The organism is Dactylosporangium thailandense (assembly GCF_059739745.1).
In genome coordinates this window covers 5,429,358-5,442,919 of sequence record NZ_AP029195.1, presented here as the reverse complement: position 1 = coordinate 5,442,919, position 13,562 = coordinate 5,429,358, and the positions used below count along the sequence as shown (strand labels likewise).

8 protein-coding genes are annotated in these 13,562 nt (G+C 74.5%); 4 read left to right on the top strand and 4 right to left on the bottom strand.

All coding sequences use genetic code 11. The features are described 5' to 3' along the window. Positions 1-46: 46 nt before the first annotated feature. Positions 47-2,503 (top strand): hypothetical protein, encoded by a 2,457-nt coding sequence (locus AC6JBM_RS23575; protein ID WP_497985740.1) that lies wholly within the window; start codon positions 47-49, stop codon positions 2,501-2,503. After that, positions 2,475-2,915 carry a hypothetical protein gene (locus AC6JBM_RS23570; protein ID WP_497985739.1) on the top strand — a complete coding sequence of 147 codons (441 nt, stop codon included), beginning with the start codon at positions 2,475-2,477 and terminating at the stop codon, positions 2,913-2,915. The genes AC6JBM_RS23575 and AC6JBM_RS23570 overlap by 29 nt, the downstream gene beginning before the upstream one ends. Before the next feature lie 43 nt (positions 2,916-2,958). Here the strand turns inward: AC6JBM_RS23570 and AC6JBM_RS23565 are convergent, their stop codons facing one another. Further along, positions 2,959-3,327, bottom strand: coding sequence for a group I truncated hemoglobin (locus AC6JBM_RS23565; protein ID WP_497985738.1), 369 nt, complete (start codon positions 3,325-3,327; stop codon positions 2,959-2,961). Positions 3,328-3,691: 364 nt separating this feature from the next. Between AC6JBM_RS23565 and AC6JBM_RS23560 the strand changes: the two genes are divergently transcribed. Continuing rightward, positions 3,692-4,471, top strand: a complete 780-nt coding sequence (locus AC6JBM_RS23560) for a dienelactone hydrolase family protein (protein ID WP_497985737.1) — start codon at positions 3,692-3,694, stop codon at positions 4,469-4,471. Between the two features lie 55 nt (positions 4,472-4,526). Here AC6JBM_RS23560 and AC6JBM_RS23555 read toward each other — a convergent pair whose 3' ends face one another. The 3 genes from AC6JBM_RS23555 to AC6JBM_RS23545 form a co-directional block, all read right to left on the bottom strand. Continuing rightward, positions 4,527-5,885, bottom strand: a complete 1,359-nt coding sequence (locus AC6JBM_RS23555) for a glycoside hydrolase family protein (RefSeq protein ID WP_497985736.1) — start codon at positions 5,883-5,885, stop codon at positions 4,527-4,529. A 590-nt stretch (positions 5,886-6,475) separates the two neighbouring features. After that, on the bottom strand, positions 6,476-10,759 hold the full coding sequence (locus AC6JBM_RS23550; protein ID WP_497985735.1) for a non-ribosomal peptide synthetase: 4,284 nt from the start codon (positions 10,757-10,759) through the stop codon (positions 6,476-6,478). Further along, complete coding sequence (locus AC6JBM_RS23545; RefSeq protein WP_497985734.1) at positions 10,756-13,140, bottom strand: beta-ketoacyl synthase N-terminal-like domain-containing protein; 2,385 nt, start codon at positions 13,138-13,140, stop codon at positions 10,756-10,758. The genes AC6JBM_RS23550 and AC6JBM_RS23545 overlap by 4 nt, the downstream gene beginning before the upstream one ends. Positions 13,141-13,310: 170 nt before the next feature. On the opposite strand from AC6JBM_RS23545, the gene AC6JBM_RS23540 reads away from it, so the two are divergent. After that, the gene (locus AC6JBM_RS23540) at positions 13,311-13,529 is read left to right on the top strand and encodes an MbtH family protein (protein ID WP_497985733.1); all 219 of its coding nucleotides are present in this window, start codon (positions 13,311-13,313) and stop codon (positions 13,527-13,529) included. Positions 13,530-13,562: the final 33 nt, after the last annotated feature.

The following is a 13,562-nucleotide window of genomic DNA, read 5'->3' as shown; positions in this document are numbered from 1 at the left end:
GGCCGACGTATGGATGGGCGTGCGTGACCCCGGCACAATGTGAGCGGTGAAGCCGTTTCGGCCGAGTGCCGTGTCTGTTGCCGCGGTCGGGCTCGCGCTCGCCGGCGGGGGAGCGGCCGCCCTCGCCAACTTCGTGCCCTGGCCCGTGGCCGTGGTGCTCGGCGCCGGCTCGGCCGCCGCCGCGCTCGGTGCCGCGGCCGTCGTGCGCCGGGGCGAGGCGGCGCGGGGGCGACAGGGGGCCCTGGGCGACGGGACCGACAGCGCCTACGACGTCGACGGGCCGCTCAACGCGCTCGACCCGCGGCTGGAGGTGGTCCGGTTCAACCAGGCGCGGCACCGGGAGCTGACCGGGCTGCGCGCCTGGGCGCTCGGCGAGACCGACGGGCCGGCGGTGTGGCTGCTGGCCGGGGAGCCGGGGGCGGGCAAGACGCGGCTCGCGGTACAGCTCGCGGGTGAGCTCGCCGAGCGCGGTGTCGCGGCCTCCTGGGCCCGGCCGGAGCGCGGGGCGGCGGCCGCCGGGCTGGTCGGTGAGCGGACGGCGCCGTCGCTGCTCATCGTCGACGACGCCGATCTCGCGCCCGACCTCGCCGACGTTCTCACCGCGTTTCTGCGGGAGCCCGCGGGCAAGGCGCGGCTGCTGCTCGTCGCCCGGGACTTCGGCGGTTGGTGGCTGCGGCTGTGCGCGAGCCTGCCGTCCGGGGTCGCCGCCGCGGTGCCGATCGTCGCGCCGGCCCCGCTCGGGCCGCTGACCGCTTCGCCGGCGGTACAGGGGCAGCTGTTCCGGCAGGCGCTGCGGGCCTACAGCGTGTGGTGGGAGCTCGACCCGCCCGCCGCGACCCTCGCGCCGACCGGCGAGCCGGTGCCGGTCGGCCTGGTCCACGCGGCCGCGGCCGTGCGGGCCTGGGAGTCGCAGGACGGACCGATCGAGCTCGGCGCCGCGCTCGAGGCGCTCTTCGCCGCCGAGGAGGAGCGCTGGCACGACGACGAGCGCGCCGCCGCGATCCGCCCCTACGGCCGGGCCGCCGTGCGGGCCGCGGTCGTCGCCGCCGTGGTGGCCGGCGCGCCCGACGACGACGGGGCGGTCGACATGCTGGGCCGGATCGACGACCTCGCCGGGCTGGACGACATCACCCTGCGGCGCATCGCGCTGTGGCTTCGCAGTCTGTACCCGCAGCAGCCCCCGGACTGGCTCAGCCCCCGGCTGCCGATGTACCTCGTCGAGCGGTACGTCGCCTTCGCCCTGACCCGCCAGCCCACCCTCGCCGCCACGCTCGCCCGGGCCGTCCCCGAGTCCCGCGAGGCCCGCATGGTCACGGCGCTGGCCCGGGCCGCCCGCCACTCCGCGGCGTCCGCGACCGCCCTGCGCGAGGCGCTGCTGGTCCGCCCCGCCCTGCTGCGTGGTGCGATCGCGGCGGTCCGCGCGGCGGCCGGCCCGGTGGACGCGGTCGTCGCGGAGGTCGTCGCCGAACTGCCGCCCACCGCCGAGACCCTGGCCGTCCTGCCGGTGGTGACCCCGCTGGACATCCGCCACGCCCCGCGCACCGCCCTCGCCGTGACGCTGCACCGCCTCGCCGCCGCGACCGGCGATCCCGGCCCCCTCCTGGAGACCCTCGGCACGGTGCTGCTGGCCGTCGCCGACGACGAGGCCGGCTACGCCGCGACCGTGGACGCGGCCGCCCTGGTCCGTGGCTTCGTCGCCGGCGGGCACCCCGGACTGGCCACGCCGCTGGGCCTGATGCTGACCGCGCTGGCCCGCCAGCTCGCCGCCGCCGGACGCCCCGCCGAGGCGCTCATCGCGGCCGAGGACAGTGTCGCCCTGCTGACCGCGGCGGCCGGCTCGCAGGGCTGGGTGCAGGCCATGACCACGCGCGCGATGGTGCTGCACAACAGCGGCCGGTACGAGCCGGCGGTGCAGTGCGCGGCTGAGGCCGTCGAGGGCGCCGCCGGGCCGGCCGCCCGCGCCCGGGCCCTCGTGCACCATGGTGGCCGGCTCGTCCTGCACGGTCAGGAGATCCGCGCGTACCGCGCCTACTCCGGCGGAGCGGAGGACTTGCCGATGTTCGCCGACCCGACCGCCGACGGCCGCCGCGAGCTCGACGAGGCGATCGAGCTGCTGGAGGCGGGCGGCCCGGGCGGCTCCGACCACGAGACGCTGCTCGCCGATGCGCTGATGCTGCGGGCGGTCGCGGGCGCCATGGACGACAACGAGCGCGCCATCGAGCTGCTGCGAGGGTGGGACGCGGCGGGCGGGTCGCGTTATGAGCTGCGGCTGGCCGCCGCGCTGACCAACTCGATCGCCGACCTCATCGTGCGCAACCGCGGCGACGAGGCGGTGGCCCGGGCCCGCGAGGCGGTCCAGATCGTGCGCCGCCTCGCGCAGCAGCGTCCCGAGCGGTTCCGGCACTGGCTTGCCGCGACGCTGCTGAACCTCGCCACCGCGGAGTTCTTCGTGCACCACGACGAGCGGGGGGGCCATGGCCGAGGCCCTCGACCTCGGCCGTGAGCTGCGCCGGGCCGAGCCGGCGCAGTTCACCGGCCTGCTCGCCGCGATCCTGGTGAACGGCTCGGCGATCCTGGGCGCCATGCGCCGCGAGACCGACGCGGCCAGGCTGTCCGACGAGTGCCTCGCCCTCGGCGCCGACGACGGCCCCGGAGCCTCGTCGATGCCCCTAGCGGTGAGCATCGTGGTGGCCAACGTCATCATGAACCGCATCAACGCGGGGCCGGCCCCGAACCTGCTCGCCGCCGAGGAGGAGACCCGGCGCATCGTCGTCGACCTGCGCACCGCGCTGCGCGACGCCTCGGTCCGCGGCGTCCCGAAGCTCGGCCAGAGCGACGACGGCGTGTACACCGTCTACATGGTCACCCTCATGATCTTTCCGTCGCTCGCGTCGCGGATGGCGTTCGCGGCCTGAGCCTCAGGCGAGGACCACATCGGCCACATCCAGGTCCGCTCCCTCAGGCGGTCAGCTCGGCGGCCGAGACGATCTGAGCGCGCAGCGGCGTCAGCGCCGCCGCGATCTCCGTGACGTCGTCGTCGGGCACGCCGAGATCGGTCAGGGTGGCGGCGAGGTGGCCCACCACGGCGTCGAAGGCGCCGTCGGTGATGTTCAGCCCGGCATGCGCGGCGGACATGTCCCGGCCCGCGTAGATCGCCGGCCCGCCGAGCGCTGCGGCGAAGAACGCCCGCTGGTGCGACTTCAGGCGGTTGATGTCCACGTCCTTGAAGTAGGGCGCGAGACCGGGATCGCCCAGCACCCGTGTGTAGAACTGCTCGACCGCCGCCTGCACGGCCGCCGCGCCGCCGATCCTGTCGTAGATGCTCATGTCGCCTCCGTCGTCGCGGCACTCCCACCGGCCGGGCGCGCCTGCGTTCGGCGGCGACGCTAGGCGTACCGCGTTGCCCGGCCGTTGGGGCGCGGCAACATCAGCGATTCCAACACTGCACAACGCCGCGCGGAGCGTCGTGAACGCCGCCGGAAACGGCCCGCTGCGGCGGTGGTACTTCCCCGTCTCGATCACTGCGACAGCGCCCGCGTCGACCGAACGGCCGATGTCGGACCGGCCGGGTGGTGCTAGCTTTAAATCATCCAAAATGGTATGATTTGGGTCTGGCGTGTCTAGCATTCGGGGCAACCTCACGGGTCGCCGGCGGCGGCCCGATCGTCCATTGTGGAGAGGATCCCCGCTCGTGTGCTACGACGCCGACGCCAGCCCACCGATCCACGGCCCGGCCGTCACGACGGTGAGCAGCGCGCCGCTGCTGCTCACCTCGGCCGACGCGACCGAGTTCGCCGCGTATCTGGCCGTACCGGCCCAGTCCACCGGCATCGGTGTACTGCTGCTGCCGGACAACGGCGGACTGTCCAAGTTCTACGAGCGCCTCGCGGTACGCATTGCCGAACAAGGCCACACCGCGCTGGCCGTCGACTACTACGGCCGTACGGCCGGCACCCGCTACCACGAGCGTCCGGCCGACTTCGCCGCCCTGCCGAACCTCATGCCACACCTGGCGCAGCTTCGGCCCGACACCCTGTACGGGGACTTCGACGCCGGCATCGCCCACCTGCGCGCCGACGGCGGCGGGCGGGCACACACCGTCGTGTCGCTCGGCTTCTGCCTCGGCGGGCGGTTCGCCTTCCTCACCGCGGCCGAACGCTTCGGCCTGGCCGGCGCCATCGGCCTGTACGGGGCGCTCGACGCCATCAACGGGGCACCGGGACCGATTCAGCGGGCCGGCGAGCTGCGGGCGCCGATCCTCGGCCTGTTCGGTGGCGCGGACCTCCACATCCCGGCCAGCACCGTCGAGGCGTTCGACGCCGCCCTGTCCGAGGGCGGGGTGCCGCACGAGATCGTCACCTACCCCGGCGCGCCGCACGGCTTCTTCGAACAGGAACTGCACGAGCAGGCCGATGCCTCGGCCGACGCCTGGCGACGCATCCTCGCGTTCCTGGAGCGGGCCAAGGGCTGAACACACGCCGTGCCACGCCGGCGGATGCCGGCGTGGCACAAGCGTCTGCTTGCGATCAGTGGCCCTGGTCGTGCGGAACGGTGACCGTCACGGTGCAGCCGGCCGGGCGGCCGATCTCGTCGTGGCCGCGATAGGTCAGGGTGTAGACCCGGTCGCCGCCGTTCCCGGCCCGCTCGGCCCGCAGCTGTCCGGTCAGCGAAGGCTGCCCCGCCACGAACCCCGTGACGTCGGAAGCATCGCCACCGGTGACGCTGACGAGCTCGAACCCGCGCGGCCCGAGGACGCCGTTCTGGAGGTCGACGCTCACGTTGACGTCGACCATGCGGTGGTTCGGCGGCCACAGCCGCGGCCGGTCGACCGTGCAGTTCAGCTGCCGCTCGGGCAGCGGCTCGTCCAGCGTGGCCACCGCGTGCCCGATGGTGGCGGTGAGCCGGGCGCCGGCCTCGTAGTACATGTGGACGGTGGTGCCGTCGAAGTAGAAGGTCGGTGCCGCGGAGCGGCCCGAGTCCGGCGCGGCCGTCATCGAGTCGTGTACGACGCCGAGGTGAATCTCCTGGTCGAAGTTGTCGCCGACGTCCACCGCGTGCATGTCGCCGTCGGACGCGTGGAAGATCACCAGGTTGCGGCCCTGCCAGCGCAGGAAGAACGGGCCGGAGGCGTTGGGGGCTTCGTCGCCCTGCGGGGTGACGATCGGCTGCGGCTGGATCGTCCAGTTCCGGGCGTCGGCGGAGACGGCCCAGCGGATGCGCCGCGCCACCGGACCGGTCGGGCTGGGGGGCGCGGAGATCGGGTTGTCCATGAACAGCATCAGGTACCGGTTGCCGAGCCCCGGAACCGACTGTTCGAAGACGCGGGCGTACGAGGTCTCGCCGCCGGTGCTGCTGTCGCGCTGGACCGCGGTGCCGCCGTACTCGAAGTGGATACCGTCGTCGGACGTGGCGTACCGGGTGATCGGGTTCTCGCCGTGGAAGTACAGGAACAGCTTCTGCTCACCCTCGACCCAGATGGCGTGTGGCGAGGAGATGTGGCTGACCGTGTTGTAGTACGGCAGCCAGGTGTTCGAGATCAGCGGGTTGTTCTGGTACTCGGTCCAGGGCCCGTTGATGGAGTCGGAGTAGGCCAGGGCGATGCCGCCCGGCTTCTCGTGCGGCGCGTAGTACATGTAGTAGGTGCCGAGCGGGTGGGCGAAGTAGTCGGCCGCCCGGATGACGCTGGGGAAGATGAACTCGCCCGTCGGGTTGTACTTCAGCTTCGTCTTGTCGAACGCCGTGCCGACATAGCTGAAGCTGGGAAAGCTGAACGAGGCGGCGTCGGCCGGTGACGCGGTCGCGGCCGGCGTCGCGGCGAGGGCGGCGGTGACGAGTCCGACAGCCGCGGCGCAGGCGGTACGGCGGACGAGGCGCTGAGATGTCACAGAAGGCTCCCTTGTGGACGGTGGTCGACATCGCGCATGGTCGCGACGGCGCCGATTGCGGCGGTCGTAGGACAGGCGCGACTGACCGTCCGGGCGATGAACGGTAGAGGGTGGAAAAGGCGATCAGCGGTGCGGTTGCGGAGCCAGAAGCTCCACAATGGACGGAAACGCCACGGAGGGCCGCGGGTGTCGGACACTCCGCGCCGAGCGGGTGCCGTCGAGCATCGGCGGCACCATGGTCCGGCTGAGGTCGACTTGACGAGGGACGTCGTGTCGAGCCGTGCGGTCGTAGCCGTACACCAGCTGTCCCTCCTGCCCATTCGTGTTAACGGCGTGTTATCGAATCGTGGCGGGCACGCTGCGTTAAGTCAAGACGCTAATACGTATTATCTATGGCTTGGCTCGATGCAAGATGTCTCCGAACACGCGAGCCGGGCCTGGGGGGTGCACATGGCCGACGGCCACCCGCGGAGTGCTGCGCCGGGTGGCCGTCGGCCGGATGGCTGTTGGGTCTGCCGCTGTGCGAGCAGGGGATACCGGGAATTGAACTTCTTCCGCCGCCGTCCCGAGGTGCGACGCGTATCCCCGGCTCAGGGCCGCCGGCGGTGACCGCGGCGCAGCGCGGCGGTGGCGTTGCTCGTGCGCGCGCCCCCGACCCGCTCGTCGGCGCCGAGGCCCCGCGGCGGCGCGTCCGGACGCGGCGACGCCTCCGGCCGCAGATGCTGGGCGAGCGCGGCGATGGTCGGATGGGCGAAGAACGCGGTCAGCGGGATGTCGATGCCGTGCCGGTCGCGCAGCTCCTGGCGGATCCGCACGATCAGCAGCGAGGTCGTGCCGGCGTCGAAGACGTTCTCCGTGACCCCGACCCGCGAGACGCCGAGCACGTCGCACCAGATCTCGTGCAGCAGGTCCTGGCCGGGCCCGCTCGGGGCCGCGGGCTCCGCGCTCGCCGGCTGCTGCCGGGCGATCGCGCGCAGCGCGTTGCGGTCGGTCTTGCCGTTCGGGGTCAACGGCAGCGCCGGCAGGGTCAGCACGCGGCTCGGCACCATGTACTCGGGCAGGCTCCGCCGCAGCGCCGCCCGCGTGCTGTGCCGCAGGACCCGCAGCAGCGCGCCGAGCCGCGGGTCGTTGCTGACCGGCCCGTCGACCGCCGGCCGATCGTCGACGAACGGGGCCGCCGGGCCGTCGGCCGCCGGGTTGCGTCGGGTGAAGGTGGTCCGGATGCGCCCCTGCTCGGGGTGGCGACCGGACCAGGCGTGGTGGGCCAGCCGGCCGCACCGGGCGGCCACCTCGTCGAGGTCCGCCGGCGACCACGCGGGCTCGGGCGCGCCGACGTCGCCCACGAGCCGGGCGAACCGGGCGACGCGGGCGTTCGGGATGCCGTCCACGACGACCGTCCCCGGCGCCGCGTCCAGCAGCCGGTGCAGCCCGGCCAGGTCGGCGACGTCGGCCCAGTCACTGTGCTCGACCGGTTCGGGCCCCGGCGGGGTGGCCGTGCCGATCCGCAGCAGCACGTCGTAACGGAAGCGGGTCATCTCGTTGTCGCGTCCGGAGGCCTTGAGCGTCACCTGGATGCCGGTGATCGCGGGGAGCGCCTGCCGCAGCAGCGTGAAGTACCCGGGGTCGAGCAGGAGCTCGTCCTCCTCCAGCGCCCGCCGGGCGGCGAGGGCACGCAGCTCGTCCGGGCCGATCCGCTCGTCGGCGCGCAGGACGCCGGCGTGGAACGCCTCGGCCAGGCGCAGGCTGCGCAGGTCGCCGACGAAGATGTGGCCGCCGGGCTCGACGATCCGGCTCGCCTCGGTCAGCACCGTCGTGAGGTAGTCCGCGCTCGGGAAGTACTGCGCGACGGAGTTGAGCACCACGCAGTCGAACCGCTCGCCGACGGCCGCCGCGCCGATCTCGGTGGCGTTCGCCGTGACCAGCCGCACCCGGTCGGACAGCCCGCGCCGGCCGACGGCCGCCCGGACCTGCTCGACGGCGTTGGCGGAGAAGTCGAGGCCCAGGTACCGCTCGGCGGCGGGGGCCAGCCGCAGCAGGAGCAGCCCGGTGCCGCAGCCGATCTCGGCGAAGGTGCGCGCGCCCGTCGCCGCGATCCGCTCGACGGTCCGGGCCACCCAGTCGCGCATGTCCGCCTCGGGCAGCGGTTGCCGGGTGTAGCTGTCCTGCCAGCCCCGCAGGTCGAAGTCGTCGGCCGCGGCGCGGTCGGGGGAGTCGGCCGCGACCCGGTCGGGGGAGTAGGTGCCCTCCCACAGGTTGCGCCAGTCGTCCGTCGAGTCGCCGGCCGCCTCCGGCGTCACGAAGGTCACCAGCTGGTCCTCGCCCGAGGGGGCCGGCACGGCCAGCGTGCAGGCGTCGCGGACGCCGGGGCAGGCGCGGGCGACGGCGTCGATCTCGCCCGGCTCGACCCGGTGGCCGCGGATCTTCACCTGGTCGTCGAGGCGGCCGAGGTACTCGAGGTTGCCGTCGGAGCGCCATCGGACGAGGTCGCCGGTGCGGTACACCGGGATCCCCCGCACCTCGGTGAACCGCTGCGCGGTGAGCTCGGGGCGGTTCAGGTAGCCCAGGGCCAGCCCGGCACCGCCGATGCACAGCTCGCCCGGCACCCCCAGGGGCAGCTCGCGGCCGGCCGCATCGGTGACGAACAGCCGCGTGTTCGCGATCGGGCGCCCGATCCCGGTCACGGTGTCGCGCCGGCCGAGCACCGCCCGCGTCGACCAGATGGTGGTCTCCGTGGGCCCGTAGAGGTTGTGGATCTCCGGCCCGAGCGCCGTCAGCGCCTGGGCGAGCGAGTGCGGGAGGTGCTCGCCGCCGCTCCAGATCTGCCGGAGCGCGGGCGGGGCGGCGGCGAGGGCCGAGACGTACAGCTTCCAGGTCGCCGGGGTCGCCTGGACCACGGTGACGGCCTCGTCGGCCAGCAGCCGGTGCAGCCGCTCCGGGTCGCCCCCGACCCCGGCCGGGCCGACGATCAGCGTCGCGCCGGTGAGCAGCGGAAGCCACAGCTCGAGCCCCGCGATGTCGAACGACAGCGAGGTCAGGGCGAGTAGGCGGTCGCCGGCGTCGAACCGCGCCTCGAACCCGAAGTCGTCCAGCAGGTTGCCGAGGCTCGCGTGCGTGACACGGACCCCCTTCGGGCGGCCGGTCGAGCCGGACGTGTAGATCACGTAGGCGACGCTGCCGCCGTCGACCGCCGGGGCCGGTCGGCCGCCGGAGGCCGCGGGCATCGGCTCGTCGAGGCGGAGCACCTCGGTGCCGGCCGGCACCGGGATGCGCTCGGCGAGGTCGCGCGTGCTCACGAGCACCTTGATGCCGGCGTCCTGCGTCATGTGCTCCAGGCGGGCGGGTGGGTAGGCCGGGTCGAGCGGCACGTAGGCGCCGCCGGCGATCCAGACACCGAGCAGGGCCGCCGGCAGGTCGCGGCAGCGGGGCAGGGCGACGCCGCCGAGGTCGCCGGGCCGCAGCCCGCGTGCGGCCAGCTGCGCGCCGATGGCCTCGGCGCGCTCGATGAGTTCGGCGTACGTGTACTCCCCGTCGGGCGCCCGCACCGCCGTGGCGTCCGGCCGGCGGTGCGCGGCCTCCGCGAGCCGGGCCGGCAGCGGGCGCGGGTCGACCGGGCGGGTCGGCCCGGTGCCGAGGCCGCGCAGCACGGCCCGCTCCGGGTCCTCGACGAGGTCGAGGTCGGCGAGGCGGACGTCCGGATCGGCCGCGACGAGCTCCCACAGGCGCCGCAGGTGCCGCGCGAACCGCTCCGCGGTGACGCGGTCGAAGAGGTCGGTGGAGTACCGCAGCCGGCACCGCAGCCGCCCGCCGACCGGGGCGACCTCGAGGTCCAGGTCGAACTGCGAGGCGCCGGTCTCGATGCCGGCCGCGTCGGCGAGCTCCGGCGGGAGGTCGGGTTGGTCCCGCCACGCCGCCATGACCTGGACCAGCGGGTGGTGGGACAGGTTGCGCTGCGCGGCCAGCCCGTCGACGAGGTCCTCGAACCCGACGTCGGGCCGGGCGTGCGCCGCCGCGAACGCGTCGCGGATGCGCTGGAGGTGCTCGGCGAACGACGGGTCGCCGGTCATGTCGGCCGGGACGACGAGGGTGTCGACGGCGGGGCCGATGAGCGGCGGTCCGGCGGGCGCCGGCGCGGCCACCAGGATGCGCGACTGGCCCGTCCAGCGCCCCAGCACGACCGCGAACGACGCCAGCGCCGTCATCGCCGGCGTGGCGCCGACCCGGCGGGCCACCCGGTCGAGCCCGAGGACCAGCGGGGCCTCGACGCTCCAGTCGACGTGCGCCGCCGCGAGGCTCTGCAGGGCCGGTCGGGGGCGGTCGGCCGGCAGGTCCAGCACGGTCGGGAAGCCGGTCAGCTCGTCGACGCGGGACTCCCGCCGCCCGGCGGCCGTCGACCCGGCCGCAAGCGCTCGCCGGCGCGCCGCGAGGTCGGCGTACTGCATGGCGGGCGGGGGCCGGTGGCCGCGGTACAGATCCGCGACCTCGCGTAGCAGCACGTGCAGCGACGGCGGGTCGGCGACGATCCGGTGCAGCACGAACACGAGCCGGTCGCAGCCCACCAGGCCGACGCGCAGCAGGGGCGCGTCGGCGAGGCCGAACGGCTCGCGGGCGAACTTCTCCACCGCGTCGTCGTCGAGCAGCCGGACGGCGACGCGGGCCTCGGCGAGCACCCGCTGGACCGGGGCGCCGTCGACGACGTCGAAGCGGGTGCGCAGCACCTCGTGCCGGGCGATGACGGCGTTGACCGCCCGTTCGAGAGGCGCCGGGTCGATCGGGTCGCGGGCGAGGACCGACACGCCGAGGTTGTGCAGCGCGGTGCCCGGCACCAGCTGCTCGACGAACCAGATCCGGTGCTGCGTCGGCGAAATGGGCGTCATGGGGCCTGCTCCCTCGACAGATCCGCGGGGTGGTGGTGGTCCTGCCGCAGCGCCGGGTGCACGTAGGCGGTCCGGTCGAAGCGGCGGGGCGCCGTGTCGATCCGCAGCGCGGGGTCGCGCTCGGCGTAGGCGTTCCAGTCGACGGGCACGCCGCGCTCCCACAGCTCGCCGACGGTCTGCGGCAACGAGCGGCCGATCACGGCGTCGTCGGCCGCGCCGCTGGCGGTGCCGCTCAGGTGGAGGTACACGGCGCCCGGGTGCCGCGCCGCCACCGTGCGCACGGCCGCGCCGAGGTCGGCGGGCGCCCGCAGCTGCGCGCCCCAATACCCGGGGTCGCGCGCCTCCTCGTCGGTCAGCCACGCTCCGGTGACGGCGGACAGGATCGGCACCGTCGGCGCGTGCAGCCGCAGCTCGCGCAGCCGACCGGCAAGGCGAGCCGCCTCCGCCGGGTCGGCGTCGGCGTCGGCCCGGCCGCGCCAGCACACCGCCCGGGCCGCGTCGTCGAAGGACAGCACGCCGCCGAGGTGGGCGGCCGTGAACTCGCCGACGCCCTCGCCGACGAGCGCGTCGGGCCGGATGCCGAGCGTGGCGAGCAGCGCGTGCTGCCCGACGGCGGCCAGGTGCAGCACCGGCTGCCGGACGGGCGCCGCGGCCGGAACCTCGCCGCGGCCGACGGCGTCGCGCACGGCCGCGAACGCCTCGGGGGCCAGGGCCCGCTCCATGACCGCGAGGCCGTCGTCCACGGCGGATCGGAACGCCGGCTCGTCGGTGTAGCCGGCGAACCCGCCGACGTCCCGGCCCGGCAGCACGAACACGAGCACCGGCGGCTGCTCGGGGGCGATCCGCGACCGCCGCGGCCACCGCGCCTCGGCCGGGCCGCCGTCGACGGGCACGAGGACGGCGGCGCGGGCGGCCAGCTGCGGCCGCCCGGTGCGCAGCGTGTGGCCGAGGTTGCGCCGCTCGTCCGGCGCCGCCGCCGCGACGGCAGCGCGCACCGCCTCCACCGCCGCCGTCAGCCGCGGTGGATCGTCCGCGGACACCGGCAACACCTGCCAGGAGCGGCCCCGGCGGGCGGCGGCGCGCCGCTCGGGCTCGGCGTCGCCGATGATGACGTGCGCGTTCGTCCCGCCCAGGCCGAAGGAGCTGATCGCCGCGTAGCGGCCCTGCTCCGCGCGCGGCCAGGCGATCGGCCCGTCTGCCACCGCGAACGGCGTGCCGTCGAGGTCCGCCGGTCGGGCGCCGTGCACCAGCGGGGCGTTGGGCGGGATCGTCCCGTGCCGCAGGGCCAGCAGGGCGGCGACGATGCCGGCGGCCCCGGCGGCCGCGGTGAGGTTGCCGACGTTCGCCTTGACCGAGTGCAGCCGGCATGCGCCCGGCTCGGCCCCGCCGGACCGGTAGGCCTGGCTCGCCGCGTCGATCTCCAGGGCGTCGCCGATGCGCGTGCCGGTGCCGTGGCCCTCCAGCAGCCCGATCTGGGTGGCCTTGAGCCGGGCGACCTCGAGGGCCTCCCCGATGAGCTCGACCTGGCCGGCGATCCCGGGCGCGGTGAAGCCGGCCCGCTCGCGGCCGTCGTTGTTCACCGCCGTGCCGGCCACGACGCCGAGGATCGGGTTGCCCTCGGCCAGCGCCACGTCGAGGCGGCGCAGGAAGAGCGCCGCGACGCCGTTGCCGTCGACCGTTCCGTCGGCCGTGGCCGTGTAGGGCTCGCAGCGCCCGCGGGGCGAGTACAGGCCGCCCTCGACGTAGCGGTAGCCCGCGTCCCGGACGTTCACCGCGACGCCGCCGGCCAGCGCGGAGTCGCACTCGCCGGCGAGGATCGCCTGGCACGCCAGGTGCACGGCGACGCTGGAGGAGGAGCAGGCGGTCAGCACGGCCATCGACGGGCCGGTGAGGCCGTAAGTGTAGGAGATCCGGCCGGCCAGGTAGTCGGGGTCGGTGCCGAGGGCGAGCCGGCCCGGGTCGAGATCGTCGCCGGCCGCGGCGTGGTGCAGCCCGATCCGCGCGCCGTAGTCGCTCGCGCGCAGGCCGACGAACACGCCGACGCGGTCCGGCAGCGCGCCGATGAAGCAGCCGGCGCTCTCGACGGCCCGGTAGCACGCCTCCAGCATCACCCGGTGCTGCGGGTCGATCAGCTCGGCCTCGGACGGGTCGATGCCGAAGGCCGGCGCGTCGAACGCCAGGGAATCGTCCATCGCAAAGGTGACGGGGACGAAGTCCGGATTCTGGTACCGGCGTTTCGCGACGCCCCGCCGCGCCAATTCCTCGGGGCTGATTTCGCGCCGGCCGCAACCGCCGGTGCTGAGCAGCCGCCACAATGAAGATGGGTCGCGCACCCGGGCCGCGCGGATCGACATGCCGACAACGGCAACACGATCGGACATTACGCTACTCACCTCACGAATAGCATCGGTGCACGGCAGATTCGGACCGATCCTGTCTCGCCGGCGAGACAAACGCAATGCGCGCGCGCCAACAATTGCCGCGATGGGCGGCGGGCGGTCACAATATGACGACTCCGTCGGTTACGGTGTCAAAATTCGAGGAGATTGCCATGACGAATCCGTTCGAGAACGAAGAGGGCACGTATCTGGTGCTCGTCAACGATGAGAATCAGCATTCATTGTGGCCGGCGTTCAGTGCGGTGCCGGCCGGCTGGACCGTGGTCCACGGCGAGGATTCGCGCAAGAACTGCCTTGATTTCGTCGCGGCCAACTGGACGGATATGCGGCCGGCCACGCTGGTTGCCGCAATGGGCGAGCGGGCGCGGTAGGGCGGTGGCGCAATCATGGTGACCGAGGACGAA

Excerpts from the sequence above, each read along its gene's own strand:
- AC6JBM_RS23550 (WP_497985735.1), bottom strand. The coding sequence starts at position 10,759 with ATGACGCCCATTTCGCCGACGCAGCACCGGATCTGGTTCGTCGAGCAG.
- AC6JBM_RS23545 (WP_497985734.1), bottom strand. The coding sequence starts at position 13,140 with ATGTCCGATCGTGTTGCCGTTGTCGGCATGTCGATCCGCGCGGCCCGG.
- AC6JBM_RS23565 (WP_497985738.1), bottom strand. The coding sequence starts at position 3,327 with ATGAGCATCTACGACAGGATCGGCGGCGCGGCGGCCGTGCAGGCGGCG.
- AC6JBM_RS23540 (WP_497985733.1), top strand. The coding sequence starts at position 13,311 with ATGACGAATCCGTTCGAGAACGAAGAGGGCACGTATCTGGTGCTCGTC.
- AC6JBM_RS23570 (WP_497985739.1), top strand. The coding sequence starts at position 2,475 with ATGGCCGAGGCCCTCGACCTCGGCCGTGAGCTGCGCCGGGCCGAGCCG.